Below are 23,706 nucleotides of genomic sequence, written 5' to 3' on the forward strand. Positions count from 1 at the left end.
TCGAGAGGCCCCCATGCTCCTCTTCACGGCGAAGCGGGTGCTGTCCGGCATCCTCCTGCTCGTCGCGGTCTCGATCGGCACGTTCTTCCTCGCCCACCTCGCGATCAGCGACCCGACCGCCTCGCTCCTCGGCACGACCGCGAGTCCCGCGCAGCAGCAGGCCCTGGCGGCGAAGATCGGACTCGACCGCCCCCTGATCGTCCAGTTCTGGGACTGGTTCTCCCACGCGGTCCTGCTCGACTTCGGCGTCTCGTGGCGCAACTTCCAGCCGGTCGGCGCGCAGCTCGCGGTGAAGGTCCCCGTCACTCTCTCCGTCGTGACCCTCGCGACCCTCATCACGGCGGTCATCGGCGTCGCCTTCGGCATGATCACCGGACTCCGCCCCGGCACCTGGTTCGACCGCATCATCAAGGGGATCTCCGTCGTCCTCTTCGCACTTCCCGGGTTCTGGGTGAGCCTGGTCCTGGTGATGTGGCTGGCGGTGCAACTCAAGTGGTTCCCCGCCGTGGGCTACGTCCCGCCGACGCAGTCCGTCGAAGGCTGGCTGCGCTCGATCACGCTGCCGGCGATCTCCCTCGCCCTGGGCGGCATCGTCGCCGTGTCGGAGCAGCTGCGCAATGCCGTGATCGCCCAGAGCCGCCAGGACTGGGTGCGCACGCTCCGCAGCCGCGGCCTGTCCGCCGCCCGGGTGAACCTGCACATCCTCCGCAACGCCTCGCCCGCCGCGCTCACGGTGATCGCCCTGATGTTCGTGGGCCTGCTCTCCGGGGCGATCGTGGTGGAGCAGATCTTCAGCCTCCCCGGTCTGGGGCAGCTCACGAACCAGTCGTCGCAGAACGGCGACATCCCGATGCTGCTCGGGATCACGGTGGTCTCCATCGTCTTCGTCGTCCTCATCAACCTCCTGCTCGACCTCGTGCTCGGCTGGATCAACCCGAAGGTGCGCGTCGCATGACCACGACAGACATCCGCGTCGCCTTCGACCGGGCCGCCCAGAAGCGCCGGTCGAGCCTGTTCCGACGCTTCCTCCGTCACCCCGGCGGCTACATCCCGCTCGCGATCTTCGTGCTCATCGTGCTCGTCGGTGTGTTCGCGCCGTTGCTGGCGCCGATGGACCCGAACCTCGTCGACCTCGCGGCGGCCAAGGCCCCGCCCTCGCCGGAGCACCTGCTCGGCGGCGACTCCACCGGCCGCGACATCCTCAGTCGCCTCATCTACGGGACGAGGACGACACTGTGGGGTGCGCTCATCACGATCGTCACGGCGCTCGTCGTCGGGGTCCCGTCGGGTGTCGCAGCCGGGTACTTCGGCGGCGTCTTCGACCGGGTCGCGACCTGGATCAGCGACGCCCTCCAGTCGATCCCCGGGATGATCATCCTCCTCGTGGTCGCCGCCGGCAGCCGCAACAACTTCGAGCTGCTGATGGTCACCGTCGGTGTCTTCATGGTGCCGGGGTACTTCCGCATCGCGCGGTCGCAGACGCTCGCCGTCCGCGGCGAGGCGTACATCGACGCCGCCCGCGTGTCGGGCCTGTCGGACGCGCGCATCATCTTCCGGCACGTCATCACGGCCGTCTACCCGCCCGTCATCATCCAGACCGCACTCACGGCCGGCATCGCGATGGGCATGCAGGCGGGGCTCCAGTTCCTCGGCATCGGCGACTCGAACGTGCCGAGCTGGGGCGCGATGATGCTCGAGGGCTTCCGGCTCATGCTCACCTACCCCCTCATGCTCCTGTGGCCCTCCGCCGCGCTCGGTCTCACGATCGCCGTCCTCGCGATCATGGGCTCCACGCTCGCCGAGCTCGTGCAGGTGCGCACGCCGCGGGCGGCCCGACGGCGGCGGCGCGGTGTGCTCGAGACCGGCGACGAGGTCGCCGCGGCTCCCGCCACGGGCAGCGTCCGCCACGAGGCCCCGGCGTCGGCCCTCCGCGTCGAGAACCTGCACGTCGTCCACGCGACGCCGACGGGGGAGACCGAGGTCGTGCATGGCGTGACCCTCGATGTCGCGCCAGGCGAGGTCGTCGGGATCGTCGGCGAGTCCGGGTCGGGCAAGTCGCAGACAGTGTTCTCGGTGCTCGACCTGCTCCCCGCGACCGGCCGGGCGACCGCCGACGCGATCTGGGTCGGCGGCGCGGAGGTCACCCACGCGACGCCGAAGGAGCGCCAGGCCCTGCTCGGACGCACGATCGGGTACGTGCCGCAGGAGCCGATGAGCAACCTCGACCCCTCGTACACGATCGGGCATCAGCTCATCGAGCCGCTGCGCCGGACGCACGGGCTCGCGAAGGCCGCCGCCCGGCAGCGCGCGCGGGAGGTGCTCCTGCGGGTCGGGCTGTCCGATCCCGATCGCGTGATGCGCAGCTACCCGCATCAGGTGTCCGGCGGCATGGCCCAGCGCGTGCTCATCGCCGGCGCGATCGCCGGTCGACCGTCGCTCCTCGTGGCGGACGAGCCCACCACCGCCCTCGACGTCACCGTGCAGGCGGAGGTGCTCGAGCTGCTGCGGGAGTTGCAGGCGGAGTACGGCATGGCGCTGCTCATCGTGACGCACAACTTCGGCGTCGTCGCCGACATCTGCGACCGCGTGATCGTCATGCGCGGCGGCGACATCGTGGAGTCGGGGCCCGTGGACGACCTCTTCGCCGCGCCCACCCAGGAGTACACGCGCGAGCTCATCGCCGCGTCGCTCGATGATGCCGAAGGGCGCGCCGCGCTCGACAGCCGCCGGACGGAGGTCCCCGCATGAACGCCGCTCCGGTGAACCCCCTGCTGCAGGTCGACGACCTCGTGGTCGAGTACGGCCGCGGAAGACACGCCTTCCGCGCGCTGCACGGCGTCTCCCTCGACATCGCCTCCGGTGAATGCCTGGGCCTCGTCGGGGAGTCCGGATCCGGGAAGTCGACCCTCGGCAAGGCCATCCTCGGCCTCGCCCCGGTGACCGCGGGCCGCATCCGCTTCGACGGCCGGGACATCGGCGGCCTCGGCGGCAAGGCACGACGGGCACTCGCCGACGATGTGCAGGTCGTGTTCCAGGACCCGTACGGCTCCCTCAACCCGGCACTGACCATCGGCGACATCCTCGCCGAGCCGCTGCTGACGACGGGCATCGGAGCGAAGGCGGCCGACACGCGCGTGCGCGACATGCTCGACCGCGTGCGCCTGCCCTCCACGAGCATGGACCGGTATCCGAGCGAGTTCTCCGGCGGGCAGCGGCAGCGCATCGCGATCGCCCGCGCCCTGGTCCGCGGACCCCGGCTGATCGTGTGCGACGAGCCGGTCAGCGCGCTCGACCTCACCACGCAGGCGACCATCCTCGACCTCTTCATCGAGTTGCAGCGCGACACCGGCGTGGCCTACCTGTTCGTCTCGCACGACCTCGGCGTCGTCCGGCGGGTCTGTCACCGGGTCGCCGTGATGTACCGGGGCGAGATCGTGGAGATCGGCGACGGCGAGCAGGTCACCCGCACGCCGCGTCACCCGTACGCCGAGCGCCTGCGGCTGGCCTCGCCCGTCGCGGACCCGGTGGCGCAGCGGGAACGCCGGGCGCAATGGCTCGCTCTGCGGGAGGTGCCCGATGCGGCGGTACGGTAGCTCCAGGCCGGAACACGCCACACCCCGGACTCGGCCGGAAGGACGCCATGCCGAAGATCATCGACCACGACCAGCGGCGACGGGACATCGTCGAGGTGGCCAAGAGCATCATCCTGAAGGGTGGGTTCGAGGCGGCGACCATGCGCAGCATCGCCGCGGAGGCGGGCTTCGCGAACGGCGCGCTGAAGCACTACTTCCCCGGGAAGGAGAGCATCGTCGCGGCGACGTTCGAGACGATCCTGCAGCAGATGTCCGAGGGCGTGGAGGCCGCGGGGCAGGAACCGGTGGCGGCGGACGACGCGCTGCGGGGCTTCCTGCAGGCCACCGTGCCGCGCGACCCGGAGCAGATCGCCGCGGGCCGGGTGCTCCTGGCGCTCTGGGAGTACGCGATGGCGAACGAGTCGCTGGCCGAGCTCTACCGCGGACACCTGGGTTCGTGGCGATCCTCGCTCATCGCGCGCATGGAGGCGGCCCGCGACGAGGGATCGATCCGCGATCAGGACTACGGCCCGCTCGCCGACGAGTACATCTCCGCGGCGGTCGGGGCGACGGTCATCAACCTCATGTACCCGGACGGCGACCGCATCGCCGACTACGAGAACTACATCGACCGGTTCCTCGCGCGGCTGCGCTGAGGGCGAGGGGCCGGTCCCGAGAGGACGGCCCGTCATGACCCTTTCCCCCGAACGACCCGTGGTGTTCTTGCACGGCCTCGCCTCGCGCGGCACGCAGGACTGGCCGGAGAGCGAGTGGGCGGCGGTGCTCGGCGACCGGCCGCGCCGGGTCCTCGACCTGCCGGCGCACGGCGACGCCCCCGGGCTCGGAGTCGTGCCGACCTCCGCGGTGCTCGACGCGCTCGCCGCAGCGATCGGCCCGGACGAGGTCGACCTCGTCGGCTACTCGCTCGGTGCCCGGCTCGCGTGGGACCTCGCCCGGCACCCGGGTGTCGCGGTGCGGCGTCTCGTGCTCGGCGGCCTCAGTGCGGGGGAGCCCTTCACGCTCGTCGACCTCTCCGCCGCTCGGGCCGCGATCGCCGGCGGACCGGCTCCCGTCGATCCGCTGACCGGGATGATCGTGCACATGGTGAGCCTGCCCGGCAACCGCCCGGACGATCTGCTCGACCTCATCGAGGGGCTCGCGACCGAGCCGTTCTCGCCCGAGGCTGCTGCCCCGGCGATGCCCGTGCTGCTCCTGGGCGGTACCGATGACCCGATGGCCGCGGGCATCGACGAGCTCGCCGCGCGGCTGCCCGACGTCCGGGTGCGACGCGTCCCCGGGGATCATCTCGCGGCGCTGCACACCGCCGCGTTCCGCGACGCTGTGCGCGGGTTCCTCGCGGACTGACCCGCCCGATCGACGCCCGGCCCCCTCCTGTCCTTTATTTCCAACGTTCGTAGACATATCGAAAGGCATCCGCCATGACCGACACCCCCACTCCCGACGCCGCCCGCATCCTCGACATCGCCACCGGCTACATGGCCGCGAAGCAGCTCTTCCAGGCCAGCCGCATCGGTCTGTTCGCCGCCGTCGCCGCCGGCGCCGACACGGCTGCGGCGATCGCCGAGCGCTGCGGGGTGAGCGAGCGGATCGCCCGGCTGCTCGCCGACGCCCTCGCGGCGAAGGGTCTCCTCGTCCGCACCGAGGGGCGCTACGCGCTGGCCCCCGACGCGTCCGCCTACCTCACCGGGGAGGACGCGGTGATCGATCTCGCCCCCTTCCTCACCTTCCTCGACGAGATCAGCTACCCGCACTGGCTGCAGTTCGCCCACACGGTCGACACCACCCAACCGGGCGACCTGCAGATGGACGACGCGCGGTGGGGGACGTTCATGGCCGGCGTCATGACGTACAACCGCCTGCACGCACAGGAGTTCGGCCGGCTCGTCGACCTCGCCGGCGCGACGAAGGCCCTCGACTTCGGTGGTCTGTCCGCCGAGTTCGCCCTCGCCGTCATGGCGCGCAACCCCGAGCTGCACACGACGTTCGTCTACGCCCCGGGATTCGAGGACGGCGTGGCCGAGGCGGTCGCAGCGGCGGGCGTCGCCGACCGGGCCGCCGTCGAGGTCGGGGACACGGCGACCACGGCTCCCGAGGGCGCGTACGACGCGGTGTTCGCCAACCACGTCATCCACCGGTTCTCCGCGGAGGAGAACGCGCAGATCTTCCGCCGACTCCGTGCGGCGGCGGCCGACGGGGCGACGCTGACGGTGCTCGACTTCTTCCTCGATGACGACGACGAGCAGCGCGCCCTGGATGCCCTGCACGCGGGGGAGTACCTCGTGATCGACGGCACCGTGGTGTACCCCGAGTCCGAGGTTCGCGGTTGGCTGTCGGATGCCGGGTGGGCGGTGCGCGACACCGTCGCCCTGCCGGGGAGCCCGCGCGTGCTCCTGGCCACCGCGGTCTGACGACCGCGGTCCGAGACTGGTCCGAGGGGGATCAGAGGCGGGCGGCATGCGTGAACATGCCGCCCGCCGTTTTCGTGGGTGGGTGGTCAGCCGCGCGCGAACACCGTGCGGCCGTCGACGATCGTGCGCTCGACCTGGAGGGCGGCGAACGGGCGCCCCGGGGTGCACGGATCCTCGTCGAGCACCGTGATGTCCGCGACCCTGCCGAGTTCGAGGGTTCCCTTCCAGGTCGCGGCACCGTCCTGGATCGCGGCGTCCGCCGTCATGGTGCGCAGCAGCCGGCGCCGAGTTGCGGCGTCGTCCGCCCGACCGTCGGCGGCGAGGAGGGCGAGGGAGGCGTCGAGGCTGGGGCGCCAGTCCGGCGTGGCGATCGGCGCGTCGCTGGTCAGCGTGGTCAGCGCCCCCGAGGAGAGCATCTCGGCCAGCGGCCAGGCGGCGGCGACGCGGGCTTCTCCGAGCTGCACGGCCGCCCAGGAGTGCGTGTGCGCGGCGATGAGGGGCTGCACGGCGAACCCGACGCCGAGACGCTCCGCGCGGCGGATCTGCGCCGGCGTCGCGAGGTCGCCGTGCACGACGTGGTGGGGTGCCGGCGGCGGGGGAGTCTCGCCGGCGCGTTCCAGTGCGGTGAGGAACTCTTCGATCGAGCGATCGCCGGTGGCGTGCACGGCGATCTGGAGTCCGCGACCGGCGGCCAGGGCGATCATCTGCTGGAAGGCGCTGAGCGGATCGGCGTCGCCGCGGGTGAGCAGGTGCCCGGTCGTCCCGTCGGGGTACGGGTCGGACGTCCATGCGGTGGCCATCGGCGGGATGCCGTCTGCGAAGATCTTCACGCCGGGGATCGCGAGCCAGCGCGGGTCGGTCGTCGGCGGCGGCACCGGGAGTCCGGCGGCGAAGTCCTTTAGGGAGCTCTCTCCGTCGATCGTCCCGAACAGGCGCAGCAGCGTGACGCGCGAGGTCTGGGCCCCCTCGCGGTGCAGCTCCACATACGACTCGAGCATGTCGGTGCCGAAGCAGCCGGTCTCCCCGTCGTCCTCCCCGGGGCCGATGCCCGGCTCCGTGTAGCTCGTGATGCCGAGCTCCGCGAGCAGAGCCCAGGCGCGGCGCAGGGCGCTGCGTCGCTCACCGGCCGTGGTCACGAGGCGGCCGGTCGGCTGCTCCTCGGGCGGGGTGTCGGAGAAGAAGAGGTGCGGCCAGCGTGCGCCCAGCCACGCGGCGTGGAGGTGCGCGTCGTTGAGGCCGGGGATCGCGGTGCGGCCGTCGAGCTGCACGATCTCGCGGGCTGGGAGGGCTTCGGCCGCGGCATCGGTGGCGACGATCATCCCGTCGCGGACGGCGATCGCGGTGGCGACGGAATCGGTGGCGTCGAAGGTGTGGATGCGGCCACCGCGGAGGAGGAGGTCGGCGTCGTCGCCGAGGAGTGCGCTGCTCATTATTCCACCAGTGTAGACGTAAAACTCGTGCACTCGGGATGTCCCGCGCCGACCGATTCGGCGCGCGGTTCCGCGGCTTGTACCCTGGAGTCATCCCCCGAACACCCCGGCAACCTCGCGCGCGCCGGCGACCTCGGCGCGCGCTCACACATGCAAGGACGCAGATGAACGATTCCGCGGCACACCGCGACGAATGGACGGCGAGCGAAGAGCTGGCGGAGCGGATGATCCCGCTCATCGGGGCTCTCAAGCGCGAGCGCGACGTGGTCACCTCGCTGCACGGCCACCGCCTGCTAGGCCTCTCGGCCACCGGCCTCGTCGAGGTGCACGAGCGCGTGGCCCAGCTCGGCCACGAGCGGCTCGAGGTCGAGGACAGCCTGGCGGTGCTCGAAGGCATCCACGCTCTCGCCCCCGGCGCCTCGTCGATCGACGTGGCCCGCCTCGTGGAGGGGCACGCGGAGAGCGGCCGCCCGCTCGAGGAGTACCTCGCCGAGACCTTGGCCCCGGCCGTCGGCGCGGTCCCGGCGCCGCCGACCGACGTGGTGCTCTACGGCTTCGGGCGCATCGGCCGGCTGCTGGCCCGCATCCTCATCGCGCACACCGGCGGCGGGAGCGGACTCCGGCTCCGCGCCATCGTCGTGCGCCGCGGCTCCGAGAACGACCTCGTCAAGCGCGCGTCGCTGCTGCTGCGGGACTCGGTGCACGGCCGCTTCGCGGGCTCGGTCACGGTGGATGAAGAGGCCGAGCAGATCATCGCGAACGGCACGCGCATCCAGATCATCTACTCCGACGACCCGGCGGCGGTCGACTACACCGCCTACGGCATCCATGACGCGATCGTCGTCGACAACACGGGCCGCTGGCGCGACGAGGCCGGACTCTCCCAGCACCTCCGTGCGAAGGGCGTCGCCCGCGTGCTGCTGACCGCCCCCGGTAAAGGCCCGCTGAAGAACATCGTGCAGGGCATCAATGACGACACGATCACCGAGGAAGACCGCATCGTCTCCGCGGCGTCGTGCACGACCAACGCCATCACCCCGGTGCTCGCCGCGATCGACGAGGCCTACGGCGTCGTGAAGGGCCACGTCGAGACCGTGCACTCGTTCACGAACGACCAGAACCTCATCGACAACTTCCACAAGGGCGACCGCCGCGGCCGCTCCGCCGTGCTGAACATGGTGATCACCGAGACCGGGGCGGCGAAGGCCGTGGCCAAGGCCCTCCCGCAGCTGGAGGGCAAGCTCACGGGCAGCGCGATCCGCGTCCCCACGCCGGACGTCTCGCTCGCGGTGCTGCACCTCACGCTGGAGCGCCCCGCCACCAAGGACCAGGTCAACGACTACCTGCGCCGGGTGTCGCTGCACTCGAAGCTCCGGCAGCAGATCGACTACGTGGAGAGCCCCGAGGTGGTCTCGACGGACTTCGTCGGCTCGCACCGCGCCGGCATCGTCGACGGTCTGGCCACGATCGCCGACGAGGACACCCTCATCCTCTACGTCTGGTACGACAACGAGTTCGGATACTCCTGCCAGGTCATCCGGGTGCTGGAGACCATGGCGGGTTCGCACCCCGTGGTCCTCCCCACCCGCCGCGAAGTCACCCTCTGACCTCTCCCGTCGACCCACCCCCTTCCGCTCGACCCGGCCCCCTGCGTCCGCACGCACGGGGCCGGGGCACGCGAAAGGGGGTGGGTCGCGGCATGATGAGGGGCATGAAGACCTCACAGTGGCGGGAGGAGCGGCTGCGGTGGCAGGGGCTGACCGCGCCGGAGGCGGACGTGGCGGGGGCGGCGGGGCGGCTGCTGGCGGTGCAGAGCCAGGACTTCACGGCCGGACGGTGGGCGCTGGCTGTGCGGACGAAGGGCGACGTACGCCTCCGTGACGTCGACGCCGCGTTCGACCGTGGCGACCTCGTCCGGGCCTGGACCATGCGGGGGACGCTCCACACGATCCCCGCGCGGGATGTCGGGTGGGTGCTGGAGGTCACGGCCGCACGACAGCAGCAGCAGGCGGCCTCCCGACAGCGGCAGCTCGGCATCGACGACGCCATGATCGACGCGGTCGTCCGGGAGCTCACGCCGCGGCTCCGTGACGGCGGCCTCACCCGGAGCGAGATCTTCGCGGTGCTCGAGGGCATCGGCATCGACCCCTCGGGGCAGCGCGGCATCCACCTGCTGTTCGCGATGACGGTCTCCGGCGTGCTCGTGCAGGGGCCGGTCGTGCCGCGGGAGGGCATCACGCGGGAGCAGCGGTTCGTGCTCGCGGCGGACCACATCCGCGACCACGCCCGCCCGGACGACCCGCTGGCCGAGCTGTTCGTCCGCTATGTCGAGGGGCACGGGCCCGCCGGGGTCGCGGACTTCGCGTGGTGGTCGGGCCTGACGCTTGGGAAGTCCAGGGAGGCGGCGGAGCGGGCGGTACCCCGGGTGACCGAATGGGACGACGGCGTCTTCGTCGGCCGCACTCCGCCTCGACGTGCGGCGGGCCGGCCGTCCGTCTTCGCCCTCGGTGCCTTCGACGAGTTCTACATCTCCTATGCCGACCGCACCGTCGTGTGCGCTCCGGAACACCTCGCCGCCGTGGGACCGGGGAAGAACGGGATGGTCCGGGCGACCGTGGTGGAGCACGGCCGCGTGATCGGCTGCTGGACGCACGCCGCCGCCGCCCACACCACCCCTCCGACTCTCTTCGAGCCCCCCGAGGACCCCGCCGCCGTCACCGCCGCACTCGCCCGCTTCGCCGCGTTCATCGCCTGAGCCCCTCGTCGACCCACCCCTTTCCGTGCCTCCCGGCCCCCTACGGCAGCGCGTAGTGGGCCGGGGCGCACGCAAGGGGGTGGGGCGGCGGGTCACTCACTGGCGTGGCGGCCGAGGAAGTTGTAGACCTCGTTGTCGTCCACGCCGGGGAACATGCCGCGGGGGAGCGGCGAGAACATGTGGGTGTGCACGCGGGCGCTCGGCCACGCCCGTCCCTTCCAGCGCTCCGTGAGCTCGGCCGACGGGCGGCGGCAGCACGCCTCGTCGGGGCAGGTCGACACCGCCCTGTCGTTCGTCTCGCGTCCCCGCCACCACCGGGCGTCGTCGAACGGCACGCCGACCGTGACGGAGAACTCGCCCTCGCTCGACGACCCGGTCTGCGTGGAGCACCAGAACGTGCCGGACGGCGTGTCCGTGTACTGGTGGTGCTCGACAGTGCGGTTCTGCTCCGTGAAGGCGGAGCGGGCCTGGAACTTCCGACACACGCGCTGCCCCTCCACCGCCCCCGTCACGTCCATCGGCAGGGGCAGGTCGTCGTTCTCATAGACGCGCGTGATGGCTCCGGTCGAGTCGACGCGCAGGAAGTGCAGCGACATGCCGAGGTGCTGCGTGAGCAGGTTCGTCATGCGCATGCCGGCCGCTTCGTGCGTCACGCCGAACCCGTCGCGGAAGTCCTCCACCGCGAGGTTGCGGTCCTTCTTCGCCTGCTGCAGGAAGGCCACCGCGGCGGTCTCCGGCATCAGGCAGCACGCGGCGAAGTAGTTGATCTCCAACCGCTGCTGCAGGAAGTCGGCGTAGTCCGTCGGCGGCGTGTGCCCGAGCAGTCGATGCGCCATGGCCTGCAGTGCCATCGACCGCAGGCCGTGTCCACCGGGGATCGAGGCGGGGGGCAGGTAGATGCGGCCGTTCTCGAGATCGGTGACCGAGCGCGTCGAGTGCGGCAGATCGTTGACGTAGATGAGTTCGAAGCCGAGCTTCTCGGCCATGATGCTCACGGTGCGGTGGGTCAGAGCGCCCTGCGAATGGCCGGCGGCCTTGAGCTGCTTCTCCGCGAGCTTCTCGATGTCGGGGAGGTAGTTGTTCTGCGCGCGCATCCGCAGTCGCAGCTCCGTGTTGGCGCGGCGGGCCTCCTCCGGGGTGGCGATGGCCTCGCGCTCGCGGCGCTGCAGCTCGCGGTGGAGGCCGAGGATGGACTCGATGGTCTCGTCGCTCATGCCCTTCGTGACGCGGACCGGGGAGACACCGAGCTGACGGAACACCGGGCTCTCCTGGGCCCGCTCCAGCTCGATCTCCAGAGCGGCACGCCGGTTCGGCGGCTCGCCGGAGATGAGGTCGGTCACTTCGGTGCCGGTGGCCTGGGCGATCGCCTGGAGGAGGGAGAGCTTGGGCTCGCGCTTGCCGTTCTCGATGAGGCTGAGCTGGGAGCCGGCGACGCCGACGAGGGCGCCGAGCTCGTCGAGGGTGTACCCCTTCTCCAGGCGGCGGTGCCGGATGCGGTGGCCGAGGGTCGTGAGGTGGATGCCGGAGGACGCCATTGTTTGAGTCTAGCGAAAGAACAGCGATTCTTATCGTTCGGTTTGGCCGAAAGTCCGCGTCAAGGGCGAAGAAGATGGAAGCAACGCCCCACACTTCGAAGGAGCAGTCATGGCCATGGCCGAAGTCCTCACCCCTCGCACGTCCCCTGTCACCCCGACGCGCACGTTCGGCACCGCCCCCTCCTACGACACCCCCGCAATGGCCGAGCTCGCCGCCTGGGTGGAAGGGATCCGCGCGCTCACGCAGCCGGACGCCGTGCACTGGGTGGACGGCTCGCGCGCCGAGAACGACTGGCTGCTGCGCGGACTCGTCGACGAGGGCAAGCTCATCAAGCTGAACCCCGAGTGGCGCCCCGGCTCGTACCTGGCGCGCTCGCACCCCAGCGACGTCGCCCGCACCGAAGCCCGCACCTTCATCGCCTCGGAGCGCGAGGAGGACGCCGGGCCCACCAACAACTGGGCCGACCCGGAAGAGATGCACGCGAAGATGGACGAGATCTTCGAGGGCTCGATGCGCGGCCGCACGATGTACGTCGTGCCGTTCTCGATGGGTCGCGTCGGCGGACCCCTGTCGCACATCGGCGTGCAGATCACCGACAGCGCCTACGCCGTCGCATCGATCGGCATCATGACCCGCGTGGGCGACGAGGTCACCCGCCAGATCGCCGAGGGCGCGCCGTGGGTCAAGACGGTGCACTCCGTCGGTGCTCCGCTGGAGGCCGGCGAACCGGACGTCGAGTGGCCCTGCAACGACGACAAGTACATCGTGCACTTCCCGGAGACGCTCGAGGTCTACTCGTACGGCTCGGGCTACGGTGGCAACGCCATCCTGGCGAAGAAGTGCTTCGCGCTACGCATCGCCTCGGTGATCGCGCGTGATGAGGGCTGGCTCGCCGAGCACATGCTCCTCGTCCGCGTGATCGACCCGCAGGGCAAGGCCTACCACGTCGCAGCCGCGTTCCCGTCGGCCTGCGGCAAGACGAACCTCGCGATGCTGCGTCCGACGATCCCCGGCTGGAAGGTCGAGACCCTCGGCGACGACATCGCCTGGATCCGTCCCGGCGAGGACGGACGCCTGTGGGCCATCAACCCCGAGGCCGGCTTCTTCGGCGTCGCGCCCGGAACGGGTGAGTCGACCAACGTCACCGCAGTCGAGACGCTGTGGGGCAACACGATCTTCACCAACGTCGCGCTCCGCCCCGACGGCGACGTGTGGTGGGAGGGCCTGACCGACGAGGCGCCCGCGAACCTCATCGACTGGGAGGGCAACGACTGGACGCCCGACTCCGGTCGTCCCGCCGCGCACCCCAACTCGCGCTTCACCGTGTCGGCGGCTCAGTGCCCGCAGATCTCCGAGGACTGGGAGGAGGCCGTGCCGCTCGACGTCATCCTCTTCGGCGGACGCCGCGCGAGCAACGTGCCGCTCGTGGTCGAGGCCACCGACTGGACGCACGGCGTCTTCCTCGGCTCGAACATCTCCTCCGAGCGCACGGCGGCGGCCGAGGGCACGGTCGGCGAGCTGCGCCGCGACCCGTTCGCGATGCTGCCGTTCTGCGGCTACAACATGGCCGACTACTTCGGTCACTGGCTCAAGGTCGGCCGCGGCCTGCGCTTCGACCGCGCGCCGCGCATCTTCCAGGTGAACTGGTTCCGTCGCGGAGCGGACGGCCGGTTCCTCTGGCCCGGGTTCGGCGACAACTCCCGCGTCGTCGACTGGATCATCCGCCGCGTGGCCGGTGACGTGCCGGCGGTGGACAGCCCGATCGGACGCCTGCCGCGCGTGGAGGACCTCAACCTCGACGGGCTCGACATCCCCGCGGAAGACCTCGACGAGCTCTTCTCCGTCGACCCCGAGGCGTGGAAGGCCGAGGCCGACCTCACGGAGGAGTTCTACGACACCTTCGGCGACCGGGTGCCCGCGGCCCTCCGCACGGAGCTCGCGTCGCTGCGCTACCGCCTCGCGAAGGCGTAGCCCCCAGACCGGTGCCGGTTCGGGGGAGCCGGCACCCTCGGCCTCAGGCCGAGCCCTACCCGCGAAGGCGGGGCATCAGAGACGAACCCATGGCTGAGTGGTCTCCGACGCCCCGCCTTCGTGTGCCCACTCCTGGCGAGACCCCGGTTTCGCGTCGAGACCCCGCCCCGCATACGTGCGGAAGGCGGGGTCTCGGCAGAAAGCCGGGGTCTCGGCGGTGTACAGGGGGGCAGGGAGGGTCAGGCGAGGAGCTGGTGGCGGGCGAGGTCGCGGTAGAGCGGGGTCGACTCCACGAGCTCGGCGTGGGTGCCCTGTCCCACGACCACGCCGTCCTGCAGCACCACGATGAGGTCGCTGTCGACGACGGTGGACAGACGATGGGCGATCACGACGAGCGTGCGGTCTGTGGCGACCGCATCGATGGCCTCGCGCATGCGCTGCTCGTTCACGCCGTCGAGCGAGGAGGTCGACTCGTCCAGCAGCAGGATCGGGGCGTCGGTGAGGAGCGCCCTGGCGATCGCGAGTCGCTGCCGCTCGCCGCCGGAGAGCATCACGCCGTCCTCGCCGACGGGAGCGTCGACGCCGAGCGGGTTCCGTTGGAGCACGTCGCCGAGGTTCACGGCGCGGAGCACGCGGGCGCAGTCCTCGTCCGTGGCCGTCGGTGACGCGAGCCGCAGGTTCTCGGCGAGGGTGCCGGCCAGCGTCGGGGCGTCCTGCTCGACGTAGCCGAAGTGGGCGCGGAGCTCGTCCCGCGGATAGGTGCGCGTGTCGTGCCCCTTCAACCGGATGGATCCGCCTGTCGGGTCGTAGAAGCGCTCGATGAGGGAGAGGATCGTGCTCTTCCCCGCTCCGCTCGGACCGACCAGCGCCACGCGTGCCCCACCAGGTACCGCGAACGACACCCCGCGGAGCACCTCGTGGTCCTGGGGGTCGGGTGCGGCCTCGGTCTGCTCCAGGTGCGCATCGGCGAGCAGGGTCTGCGCCTCCCTCGCGGCGGCACGGCGGGCGGCGACGACGTTCTCCGGGTAGCGGAAGCGCACGTCGCGGAACTCCAGAGCGGGGGCGTCCGGAGCCGGTTCCTCGTCACGGGGCAGGGCCGCGGCGGTGGCTGCGTCGTCCTGGGTCTCGGTGGGGAGGTCGAGCACCTCCTGGATGCGGCCGAGCGCGCCGAGGGCCTGGTTGACGGAGGTGATCGCGCCGAACGTCGAGGCGAGGGGCATCACCAGCAGGAAGAGGAACATCACGAACGAGATGAGGGCCGCGATCGAGATGGCTCCGGCCGCGACGCGGAAGCCGCCCACGCCGAGCACGACGAGCAGGGAGAGCTGGAGGGCGATGCCGGCGACCGGCACCACGAGCGAGGAGATCTTCGCGATCCGCACGCCGATGCCGTACGCCTCGGAGGCCCGCTCCGTCACCGCCGCGGTCTCCCGCTCGGTCGCGCCGGAGGCCCGGATGGTGCGGATGGAGCCGACGGCCCGCTCCACGCCCGAGGCCAGCTCGCCGACCTTCTCCTGCTGGGCCGTGGACGCCGTCCGGATCCGGCCGCTGAGGGCGACGACGACCACGACGGAGACGCCGATGACCAGGACGATGAGCAGGAGCAGAACGGGGTCGATGAGCAGCATCGCGATGAGCGCGCCCGCGAAGAGCACGACGTTGCCGACGGCGTCGGCGAGCCCCTGCGTGAGGACGGCGTAGAGGAGCGTGGTGTCGGTGCCGACGCGGGAGACGAGATCGCCGGTGCGCCGTGCGTCGAACTCGGACGTCGGGAGGTGCAGGATGCGGGCGATGAGCTTGCGGCGGCTCGAGTAGACGACCGCGGTGCCGGTGCGCTGCAGCAGATAGTGCTGGAACCCGGAGATGATCGACGACACGATCACGAAACCGACGAGCAGCCACACGAGGACGCCGATCGTGCCGTCGGATTGCACTGCCTCGATGACCTGTCCGACGAGGAGGGGCTGCACGAGCGAGGTCGCGGCGCCGAACACGCTGAGGACGGCGACGACGACGAGGGTGCGCTTGTGCTCGAAGAGGAAGGGGAGGAGCTGGCGGAAGGTGGCGCGCGGCCCGTCGGCCGGTGCGCCCCGTCCGCGTCGGCGTGCTGTCGCCCTGCGGGACATGGGGGACCTCGATCTGGAGATGGTACTTCGACCGTACTCGGGGCGCGGTCATTTCCTATGGGGTGGCTGTATGGGCTCAGGTGCGACCGAAACGGCGATGTGCCGCCTGCTTGGTGACGCCGAGGGCGCTCGCGATCGCCTGCCACGAGTAGCCGCTCGTGCGAGCGCGACGGACCTGGGCCTCTTCGGCGCGCGCGAGCTCCTTGCGTAGCGCCGCCAGGCGGTGGAGCTCGGCGAGGGGTTCGCCGCCCTCGGCCGCGGCGATGGTGGTGGGGTGAGACATGGAGACCTCCTTCGCGTCAATGTTCGTTGACGCTTGGGACGGTGTCAAGAAGTGTTGACGTGCGCGTTGCCCACTGGCGTGAGAGCTGCGATGCGAGAGCACCCCGCCCCGCTCCGAGCTAGGGTGAGCGGATGCCGGAGAAGTGGATACTGTTCGACGTCGGCGGCGTGCTCGAGGTCGTCGACGATGACGCCTGGCAGGACCGGTGGTGGGCGCGCTGGTGCCGTGAGGCTGACATCACGCGCCAGGAGGCGGATGAGCGCCTGGCGGCTGCGGCGCTACCGAGGATCGACCTCGAAGCGGGAGTGGCTGAGGCGTTCTGGGAGGGACTCGGGGCGGTGCTGCGTCTCGACAGTGACCGCCAGGCGCAGATGCGTGCGGAGTTCTGGGATTCCTACTGCGGTCATGCCGACGCGGAGCTGATCGCGCACGCCGCGACGTTGCGGGGAAGGGCGAGGGTGGCGATCCTCTCGAACTCGGCGGACGGCGCGCGCGAGGAGGAGGAACGGCGCTTCGGGTTCTCTGCGGTGTTCGATCCCATCTGCTACAGCCACGAGCTGGGAGTGGCGAAACCCGACGGCCGGGCGTACCGCAGTGCGCTCCAACGGATGGATGCGGCCCCGGAGGATGTCCTCTTCATCGATGACCACGTGGAGGCCGTCCGCGGCGCCCATGAGGTCGGAATGTCGGCGATCCTTCACCGGAGCACCCCGCAGACCGTAGCCGCGATCGAGCGGTTCCTCCGGGTCTGAGCGTCGCCGGACCGCGAACGGCGCCCGGTGTCCGAGGACACGGGCGCCGTTCCGGCCGGCCTCTAGAGCTCGACGGCGGAGGCGAGACCGAGGTCGTCCTCGTAGTCGTGGTCCTTCGTCTCGGGAGTGAAGATGAGCGCGATGAAGGTCAGCACCGCCATCGACGACAGGTACAGTCCCACGAGCCAGGGCTCGCCGCCGACCGCCGCCCACAGGGCCACCGCGATGAACGGCGCCACGGCCGCACCGAGGATCGACGACACGTTGTACGCGATCGCCGAGCCGGAGTAGCGCACGTTCGTCGGGAACAGCTCCGGCAGGAGCGCCCCCATCGGCCCGAACGTCGTACCCATGAGCATGAAGCCGAACACGAGGAAAGCCTGGGTGAGGGCCCCGGTGAACTTCGGGTCGGCCTGCGGCAGCAGGAAGAGGTTGAACGACAGACCGAAGACGACGATGAGTCCGGTGACCCACAGCAGCAGCTTGCGGCGCCCGATGGCGTCGGCGATCGGTCCGGACAGCAACGTGAAGATGCCGAAGAACACGACGCCGATGATCTGCATGAGTACGAAGTCGGTGTAGCCGAAGCCGAGGCCCGGGTAGAACTGCGCCGCGAACACACTCGGGTCGAAGTCCTTGCCGGTCGCCTCGGCCGCTGCCCGGGCGGCGGCCGACGCGGTCTCGAGGTCGGCGGCCTTCGTGCCGTAGGTGAGCGTGAAGTTCGTCATCAGGTAGAACAGCACGTACGTCGCCAGCATGATGAACGTGCCGAGGATGAGCTGCTTCCAGTGGTGCCGGAATACGGTCGCGAGCGGGAGCTTGCGGATCGCGCCGGTCTTCTCCGCCTTCTTGAACGTGTCCGACTCGACGAGGCGGAGCCGCACCCACAGACCGATGATGACCATGACGGCGGAGAACAGGAACGGCACGCGCCAGCCCCAGGAGAGGAAGGCCTCCGACTTCAGCGCCGAGTCCTCCGGGTGCGGGAGGGCGAAGTTGATGGCGAGGAAGATGCCGTTCGCGATGATGAAGCCGAGCGGTGCGCCGAGCTGCGGGAACGAGCCGTACCAGGCGCGCTTGCCCTTCGGGGCGTTCTCGGTGGCCACGAGCGCCGCGCCCGACCACTCGCCGCCCAGCGCGAAGCCCTGGGCGAGACGGAGGATCAGCAGGAGCAGCGGGGCGACCCAGCCGATCTGCTGGAACGTGGGCAGGAGGCCGATCACGAACGTCGCGATGCCCATGGTGAGGAGCGAGGCGACGAGGGTCGCCTTGCGCCCGAACTTGTCGCCGAAGTGCCCGAAGACGACGGCGCCGATCGGGCGGGCGACCATGGCCGCGCCGAAGACGGCGAACGACGACAGCAGCGACGCGGTGTCGTTCGTGCTCGGGAAGAAGAGTGTGGGGAAGACGAGCACGGCTGCCGTCGCATAGACGTAGAAGTCATAGAACTCGATGGTGGTGCCGACGAGGCTCGCGGTGATGACGCGCGAGCGGGGGTTCGCGGGGGTGGTGGCGGTGCTCAAGGGGTCTCCGATCCTCCGCCGGTATACCGGCGGACTCGGGCGAGTCTACGCCTTCCTGGGAGTTCCCTGGACGTTGATGACGGACCGGGTCGAGGGCGTCGGTGCCCGCGCGTAGAGTCGGGGGAGACCGGCCGGAGGGGGATCATGACGACACGGATGCTGCTCCTCGCCGATACGCACGTCCCGAAGCGGGCGAAGCGGCTGCCGGACGCGGTGCTGCAGGCCATCGACGAGGCCGACGTCGTCGTGCACGCGGGGGACTGGGTCGATCTCCCCACCGTCGAGCTGCTCCAGTCCCGCGCGCGCGTGCTCCACGGTGTGCACGGCAACAACGACGGCCCCGAGATCCGCCGGGTGCTGCCGGAGATCGCGCGGTTCACCGTGGAGGACACCGCCGTCGCCGTCATCCACGAGACGGGCGCCGCGACCGGGCGGGAGAAGCGGATGGATCTCGCCTTCCCCGATGTCGACGTGCTGATCTTCGGACACTCGCACATCCCTTGGGACACCGTCACGCCGAACGGTCTGCGGCTGCTCAACCCGGGCTCTCCGACCGACCGGCGTCGACAGCCCGTGCACACGATGATGCGCGTCGTGGTCGACGGGGGCGATGTCGAGGCGACCCTCGTGCCGCTCCCATGACGGACGATGGCCCCGGCGAACCGCTCGCCTACCGCGCACCGATGCGCTCTCGCGACGATGCCGTCGCGCCGGGAGTCGCGGTCGAGCGTGCGCTCGCCGAGGGCGTCTGCGGCATGGGTGGGCGGCTCGACAGCACGCCCGGCTCTCTGACTGCGGCGCTCGCCGCCGTCGACGCCCGCCATGGAGAGCGGGCCGCGCGGCGGCTGGAGCGCTTCGCGGCGCTTCCGACGGGAACCCTCGTCTGGACCAGGGACGTCGACGGACTCTTCTGGCTCGGGCGGCTGACGGGACCGTGGCGCTACGACGACGATCCGGCCGCGGTGGCGGCAGACCTCGTGCACGTGCGCGCCTGCACCTGGTCGTCGAGCCCGGTGGCGGCTTCCGACGTCCCGCCGGGCGTCACCGCCACGTTCGCCCGCGGGGGACGCAACGGCCAGCGCATCCGTACGGATGGGGCCGGGGAGCAGTCATCCGCGCTCTGGGAGCGCAGCCTGCGCTGATCCGCGCGTCAGCGCCAGATCGCGGCGATGGCGGCGTTCACGGCCGTGAGAATGCCCACGAGCCAGAAGATCGCGGGCGGCACGACCTGGTCGCGCTTCTGGCGCGCCGTGCCGATGCCGAGCAGGGCGCCGATCACGAGGAGGATGACGAGCTTCGTGCCGATCTTGGCGTAGTTCATCTCGACGCCCTCCGGGAGGCCCCACGGGGCGGCGAGGGCGAGGCCGGCGACCGCGGCGATCGTCATGCCGATGGTCATCAGACGCGTGAACACCCGCTTGCCGCCGAACGCCTGCGCCGCCCAGGCCCCGAAGAGCACGGCGAAGCCGATGAGGTGGACGAAGAGCACGATGTGGCGCAGGGTCTCCATGCCCTCACCGTACGAGAGCGCGGCATTCCGCGCCACCAAGGCACGCCTGACCTCGCGCCCGCGATCGGGCGCGAGGCGGAGGGGAATCAGCCGCGGAGCTCGCGGATCACGAGGGCAGTGCGCAGCGCCGCGTCCGCGGCCTCCGCGCCCTTGTCCTCCTTCGAGCCCTCCAGGCCCGCGCGGTCCAGTCCCTGCTTCTCGTCGTCGAGCGTGAGCAGCCCGAACCCGACCGGCTTGCCGGCGTCGAGGGAGACGCGGGTGAGGCCGTCGGTCGCCGCCGCCGAGACGTACTCGAAGTGCGGCGTGCCGCCGCGGATGATGACCCCGAGGGCGACCACCGCATCCGCACCGCCCGCGAAGGCGGCCTGCGCGGCCACGGCGAGCTCGAACGAACCGGGCACCCGCACCAGGCGATGCGTCGCTCCGGCCTCGTCGAGCACCCGCTGGGCGCCGGCGATCAGGCCGTTCGAGATCACCTCGTGCCAGGTGCCGGCGATCACGACGACCTCCAGCCCCCGCCCGTCGATGTTCCCCGTCTTGGGTGCTCCGGCGCCGCTCATTCCTCGTCCTTTCCTGCCGCGAGGGCCTCGGCGAGCTCTGCTTCGCCGATGATGTGGCCCATGCGGTCGCGCTTGGTCTCCAGGTACTGGTGGTTGTTCGGTCCCACGCCCACGATCAGCGGCACCTGCTCGACGACGTCGAGGCCGAGCTCACGCAGCTTGTTCACCTTGTCGGTGTTGTTAGTGAGCAAACGGACCTTCGAGACCCCCAGATCGGTGAGGATCCCGGCCGCCGCCGCGTAGTCGCGGGCGTCCGCCGGGAGGCCCAGTGCCAGGTTCGCGTCGACGGTGTCCAGGCCGTCCTCCTGCAGGCTGTAGGCGCGCAGCTTGTTGATGAGACCGATGCCTCGGCCCTCGTGTCCCCGCATGTAGATGACGATGCCGCCCTCGCGGTCGATGGCGTCCAGCGCGGCATCCAGCTGCGGGCCGCACTCGCACTTCTGGGACCCGAACGCCTCGCCGGTCAGGCACTCCGAGTGCACGCGCACGAGGGCGGTCTCGGTCGGCTCGCCCGATACGACCGCGATGTGGTCGGTGCCGGTGACGCGGTCCTTGTAGGCCAGGAAGCGGAACGTGCCGTGGTCGGTGGGCACGGTGGCGTCAGCACGGAGGCTCACCCGGCGACCGCGCTGGGCGGCCGGGGTCGCCCCCTCCGGGTCGATCTCGTTGAGGTGTGCGATGAGCTGCTCGATCGTGATGACCGGCACGCCGTCGCGGGCGCCGAGTTCGAGGAGCCCGGGAAGCCGCATCATGCTGCCGTCCTCGGCGACGACCTCCGCGATCGCGCCGACGGGCCGGAGGCCGGCGAGCTTCATGAGCTCGACCGCGGCCTCGGTGTGACCGCTGCGCTCGCGCACGCCGCCGTCCACGGCCCGGAGCGGGAGCACATGGCCGGGGCGGATGATGCTCGTCGCCGTCGAGTCGGGGTTCGCCAGCACGTTGAGGGTGCGGGCGCGGTCGCTGGCGCTGATCCCGGTCGTCACCCCTTCCGCGGCGTCGACGCTCACGGTGTAGGCGGTGGAGCGGGCGTCCTCGCTGGCCGCGACCATCGGCGGCAGGTTGAGGCTGTCCGCGAGGTCGGTGGGCATCGGCGCGCAGATGAACCCGGAGGACCAGCGCACGGTCCAGGCCACCCACTCGGGTGTGGCGAGTTCGGCGGAGAGAACGACGTCGCCCTCGTTCTCGCGATTCTCGTCGTCGGCCACGAGCACGGGGCGTCCTGCGCGCAGCGCCTCCAGGGCTTCGGGGATGGTTGCCAGGCTCATCGCGAGCCCCCTTCCGGTGCGGCGCGGAATGCGAGCAGTCGCTCGACGTGCCGCGCGAGGATGTCGGTCTCGAGGTTCACGCGGTCGCCGACCGCGCGGGTGCCGAGGGTGGTCGCCGCCAGGGTCTCCGGGATGAGCGACACCTCGAACCAGTGCCCGCCCCCGGTGCCCGAGCCCTCCTGGGTCCCTGAGCCCTCCCGGGTTCCTGAGCCCTCCGGGGTCCCTGAGCCTGTCGAAGGGGTCGAAGGGGTCGAAGGGCTCACTGCGCTCACCGTCAGCGAGGTGCCGTCGACGGAGATGGAGCCCTTGTCGACGACGAGCGGCGCGAGGTCGTCGGGAAGGCTGATGCGCAGGACGCTCCACTGCGCGCCGGGGCGCACCTCGAGCACGGTGCCGGTGCCGTCGACGTGGCCCTGCACGATGTGCCCGCCGAGCCGCGCCCCCACGGGCATCGCCTTCTCGATGTTGACCCTGGTGCCGACAGTCGCCGCGCCGAGGGCCGCGACGTCGAGCGTCTGCTTCATGACGTCGGCGTCGAAGGTCTCGGCGGTGGAGCCGACGACGGTCAGGCAGACGCCGGAGACCGCGATCGACTCGCCGTGCACGGCGTCGGCAGCGGCCATCGGGGCGCGCACCGTGAGGCGCCAGCCGTCGCCCGACTCCGCGATGGCGGTGATCTCGCCGATCTCCTCGATGATTCCGGTGAACATCAGAGGGTTCCCTCCTTCTCCGGGCCGGTGCGGTCCGGGTCGTCCGCGTCCGCAGGATGCGCGATCGCGAGCAGGTCTGCACCCAACGGCAGCCACTCGTCCACGACGAGGCGATGTGCCTGGTCGATCGAGCGGACACCGATGTCGGTCACGGCCAGGCGGCTCCCGCCGAGCAGGACGGGGGCGACGTATGCGAGCACGCGGTCCGCGAGCCCGGCGGAGAGGAACGCGCTGGCGAGCGTCGGGCCGCCCTCCACGAACAGCGTCTGGATGCCGCGCGCGTGCAGCTCGGCGAGGACCGCCGACAGGTCGTGCGTGTCGAAGAACAGCGGCGTGTGCGGATGACGATGCACCGCCGCATCCGCAGGGGTGGCACTGGTGCCGATCACGACCGGGACGGGCTGGTGCGGCAGGAGCTCGTCGCCGGCGCGGGCGGTGAGCGCGGGGTCGTCGGCGAGCACGGTGCCGGTACCCACCGCGATCGCGTCGGCCTGGGCGCGTCGCCGGTGCACATCGGCGCGGGCCTCCGGGCCGGTGATCCACTGACTGGAACCGTCGTCCGCCGCAGCCCTGCCGTCGAGGCTCTGCGCCCACTTGACGGTCACGTGCGGACGGCCGAGGCGCGACGCGATGAGCCAGTCGCCGATCACGGCGCGGGCCTCGGTGGCGCGCTCGCCGGACTCCACGCTCACGCCCGCGGCGCGCAGCCGCTCCGCGCCGCCGCCGGAGACCTCACCGGGGTCGTCGAGCGCGTAGACGACCCGCGTCACGCCGGCCTCGATGAGCGCGAGCGCGCAGGGGCCGGTGCGACCGGTGTGATTGCAGGGTTCCAGCGTCACGATCGCCGTCGCGCCCCGTGCAGCGCCCGGCGCGAGCTTCGAGAGGGCGTCGACCTCGGCGTGCGGGGTGCCGGAGCCCCGATGCCAGCCCTCGGCCAGCACCTCGCCGTCGGGGGAGAGGATCACGGCGCCCACCTGCGGGTTGACCCCGCGCGGGCCGCGGGTCGCGAGGGCGAGCGCACGATCCATCGCACGGCGCTCTGTCGCGGTCACTGCCATCCGTCGTCGTCCTCTCTGCGGCTCGGGGTCGCTGCAGGCTGGCGGAACGGACGCACGCGCGTGCGCCTCGTGCTGCCTCCCTTCCGGACTAGCGAGGTGTCCCTCGCATCACCGTCGGTTCCGGAATTCCACCGGATCGGCATCCCGATCACTCGGAACGCTCGCGGACTGTCACCGCCGGTTCGGATTCCCACCGACCCCGGAGCACGTTGCTGCTCTGAGTGTA

22 protein-coding genes and 1 riboswitch are annotated in these 23,706 nt (G+C 71.1%); of the genes, 12 read left to right on the forward strand and 10 right to left on the reverse strand.

Going from position 1 to position 23,706, the window contains the following annotated elements; all coding sequences use genetic code 11:
• Window positions 1-13 precede the first annotated feature (13 nt).
• From MICNX66_RS04980 to MICNX66_RS05005, 6 genes are all read left to right on the forward strand, one after another.
• Window positions 14-955, forward strand: a complete 942-nt coding sequence (locus MICNX66_RS04980; protein WP_187663545.1) for an ABC transporter permease — start codon at window positions 14-16, stop codon at window positions 953-955.
• On the forward strand, window positions 952-2,748 hold the full coding sequence (locus tag MICNX66_RS04985; protein ID WP_187663546.1) for a dipeptide/oligopeptide/nickel ABC transporter permease/ATP-binding protein: 1,797 nt from the start codon (window positions 952-954) through the stop codon (window positions 2,746-2,748). The genes MICNX66_RS04980 and MICNX66_RS04985 overlap by 4 nt, the downstream gene beginning before the upstream one ends.
• Window positions 2,745-3,593 (forward strand): ATP-binding cassette domain-containing protein, encoded by an 849-nt coding sequence (locus MICNX66_RS04990; protein WP_187663547.1) that lies wholly within the window; start codon window positions 2,745-2,747, stop codon window positions 3,591-3,593. Before MICNX66_RS04985 ends, MICNX66_RS04990 begins: the two co-directional genes overlap by 4 nt.
• A 47-nt stretch (window positions 3,594-3,640) precedes the next feature.
• Entirely contained in the window at window positions 3,641-4,228 is a 588-nt protein-coding gene (locus MICNX66_RS04995) for a TetR/AcrR family transcriptional regulator (protein ID WP_101846902.1), read from the forward strand.
• A 34-nt stretch (window positions 4,229-4,262) separates the two neighbouring features.
• Window positions 4,263-4,937 (forward strand): alpha/beta fold hydrolase, encoded by a 675-nt coding sequence (locus MICNX66_RS05000; protein WP_187663548.1) that lies wholly within the window; start codon window positions 4,263-4,265, stop codon window positions 4,935-4,937.
• A 74-nt stretch (window positions 4,938-5,011) separates the two neighbouring features.
• Window positions 5,012-6,001, forward strand: coding sequence for a methyltransferase family protein (locus MICNX66_RS05005; RefSeq protein WP_187663549.1), 990 nt, complete (start codon window positions 5,012-5,014; stop codon window positions 5,999-6,001).
• Window positions 6,002-6,087: 86 nt separating this feature from the next.
• On the opposite strand, the gene MICNX66_RS05010 is transcribed toward MICNX66_RS05005, so the two are convergent.
• Window positions 6,088-7,431 carry an amidohydrolase family protein gene (locus tag MICNX66_RS05010; protein WP_187663550.1) on the reverse strand — a complete coding sequence of 448 codons (1,344 nt, stop codon included), beginning with the start codon at window positions 7,429-7,431 and terminating at the stop codon, window positions 6,088-6,090.
• 164 nt (window positions 7,432-7,595) lie between these two features.
• Between MICNX66_RS05010 and MICNX66_RS05015 the strand changes: the two genes are divergently transcribed.
• Window positions 7,596-9,038 carry a glyceraldehyde-3-phosphate dehydrogenase gene (locus MICNX66_RS05015; protein ID WP_187663551.1) on the forward strand — a complete coding sequence of 481 codons (1,443 nt, stop codon included), beginning with the start codon at window positions 7,596-7,598 and terminating at the stop codon, window positions 9,036-9,038.
• A 104-nt stretch (window positions 9,039-9,142) separates the two neighbouring features.
• The gene (locus tag MICNX66_RS05020) at window positions 9,143-10,186 is read left to right on the forward strand and encodes a winged helix DNA-binding domain-containing protein (RefSeq protein ID WP_187663552.1); all 1,044 of its coding nucleotides are present in this window, start codon (window positions 9,143-9,145) and stop codon (window positions 10,184-10,186) included.
• Between the two features lie 92 nt (window positions 10,187-10,278).
• Here the strand turns inward: MICNX66_RS05020 and MICNX66_RS05025 are convergent, their stop codons facing one another.
• Window positions 10,279-11,721, reverse strand: coding sequence for an XRE family transcriptional regulator (locus tag MICNX66_RS05025; RefSeq protein ID WP_071328117.1), 1,443 nt, complete (start codon window positions 11,719-11,721; stop codon window positions 10,279-10,281).
• A gap of 109 nt (window positions 11,722-11,830) precedes the next feature.
• Here MICNX66_RS05025 and MICNX66_RS05030 point away from each other — a divergent pair, with 109 nt between their 5' ends.
• Window positions 11,831-13,693 carry a phosphoenolpyruvate carboxykinase (GTP) gene (locus tag MICNX66_RS05030; protein ID WP_187663553.1) on the forward strand — a complete coding sequence of 621 codons (1,863 nt, stop codon included), beginning with the start codon at window positions 11,831-11,833 and terminating at the stop codon, window positions 13,691-13,693.
• Window positions 13,694-13,932: 239 nt separating this feature from the next.
• On the opposite strand, the gene MICNX66_RS05035 is transcribed toward MICNX66_RS05030, so the two are convergent.
• Both MICNX66_RS05035 and MICNX66_RS05040 read right to left on the reverse strand, forming a co-directional pair.
• Entirely contained in the window at window positions 13,933-15,819 is a 1,887-nt protein-coding gene (locus MICNX66_RS05035) for an ABC transporter ATP-binding protein (protein ID WP_187663554.1), read from the reverse strand.
• A gap of 76 nt (window positions 15,820-15,895) precedes the next feature.
• On the reverse strand, window positions 15,896-16,102 hold the full coding sequence (locus tag MICNX66_RS05040) for an AsnC family protein (RefSeq protein WP_187663555.1): 207 nt from the start codon (window positions 16,100-16,102) through the stop codon (window positions 15,896-15,898).
• A gap of 131 nt (window positions 16,103-16,233) precedes the next feature.
• Here MICNX66_RS05040 and MICNX66_RS05045 point away from each other — a divergent pair, with 131 nt between their 5' ends.
• A complete protein-coding gene (locus MICNX66_RS05045; RefSeq protein WP_232089197.1) occupies window positions 16,234-16,854 on the forward strand; it encodes an HAD family hydrolase in 621 nt (206 codons plus the stop codon).
• Between the two features lie 62 nt (window positions 16,855-16,916).
• Here the strand turns inward: MICNX66_RS05045 and MICNX66_RS05050 are convergent, their stop codons facing one another.
• Complete coding sequence (locus MICNX66_RS05050) at window positions 16,917-18,377, reverse strand: MFS transporter (protein ID WP_187663556.1); 1,461 nt, start codon at window positions 18,375-18,377, stop codon at window positions 16,917-16,919.
• A 144-nt stretch (window positions 18,378-18,521) separates the two neighbouring features.
• Here MICNX66_RS05050 and MICNX66_RS05055 point away from each other — a divergent pair, with 144 nt between their 5' ends.
• On the forward strand, window positions 18,522-19,019 hold the full coding sequence (locus MICNX66_RS05055) for a metallophosphoesterase family protein (RefSeq protein WP_187663557.1): 498 nt from the start codon (window positions 18,522-18,524) through the stop codon (window positions 19,017-19,019).
• A 41-nt stretch (window positions 19,020-19,060) separates the two neighbouring features.
• Window positions 19,061-19,519: a GAF domain-containing protein gene (locus MICNX66_RS05060; protein WP_232089198.1), complete on the forward strand. Its 459-nt coding sequence runs from the start codon at window positions 19,061-19,063 to the stop codon at window positions 19,517-19,519.
• 8 nt (window positions 19,520-19,527) lie between these two features.
• Here the strand turns inward: MICNX66_RS05060 and MICNX66_RS05065 are convergent, their stop codons facing one another.
• The 5 genes from MICNX66_RS05065 to ribD all read right to left on the reverse strand — a co-directional run bounded on the left by MICNX66_RS05065 (window position 19,528) and on the right by ribD (window position 23,480).
• Window positions 19,528-19,887 carry a Fe-S protein gene (locus MICNX66_RS05065; RefSeq protein WP_187663559.1) on the reverse strand — a complete coding sequence of 120 codons (360 nt, stop codon included), beginning with the start codon at window positions 19,885-19,887 and terminating at the stop codon, window positions 19,528-19,530.
• 86 nt (window positions 19,888-19,973) lie between these two features.
• Window positions 19,974-20,447: a 6,7-dimethyl-8-ribityllumazine synthase gene (ribH, locus tag MICNX66_RS05070; RefSeq protein WP_025103903.1), complete on the reverse strand. Its 474-nt coding sequence runs from the start codon at window positions 20,445-20,447 to the stop codon at window positions 19,974-19,976.
• The gene (ribA, locus tag MICNX66_RS05075) at window positions 20,444-21,712 is read right to left on the reverse strand and encodes a GTP cyclohydrolase II (protein WP_187663560.1); all 1,269 of its coding nucleotides are present in this window, start codon (window positions 21,710-21,712) and stop codon (window positions 20,444-20,446) included. Before ribA ends, ribH begins: the two co-directional genes overlap by 4 nt.
• Complete coding sequence (locus tag MICNX66_RS05080) at window positions 21,709-22,422, reverse strand: riboflavin synthase (protein WP_187663561.1); 714 nt, start codon at window positions 22,420-22,422, stop codon at window positions 21,709-21,711. The genes ribA and MICNX66_RS05080 overlap by 4 nt, the downstream gene beginning before the upstream one ends.
• On the reverse strand, window positions 22,422-23,480 hold the full coding sequence (gene ribD / locus MICNX66_RS05085; protein WP_187663562.1) for a bifunctional diaminohydroxyphosphoribosylaminopyrimidine deaminase/5-amino-6-(5-phosphoribosylamino)uracil reductase RibD: 1,059 nt from the start codon (window positions 23,478-23,480) through the stop codon (window positions 22,422-22,424). Before ribD ends, MICNX66_RS05080 begins: the two co-directional genes overlap by 1 nt.
• Window positions 23,481-23,546: 66 nt before the next feature.
• A riboswitch (FMN riboswitch) is annotated at window positions 23,547-23,691 on the reverse strand.
• Window positions 23,692-23,706 lie beyond the last annotated feature (15 nt).

The organism is Microbacterium sp. Nx66, from assembly GCF_904066215.1.
GTDB classification, from domain to species: Bacteria; Actinomycetota; Actinomycetes; order Actinomycetales; family Microbacteriaceae; genus Microbacterium; species Microbacterium meiriae.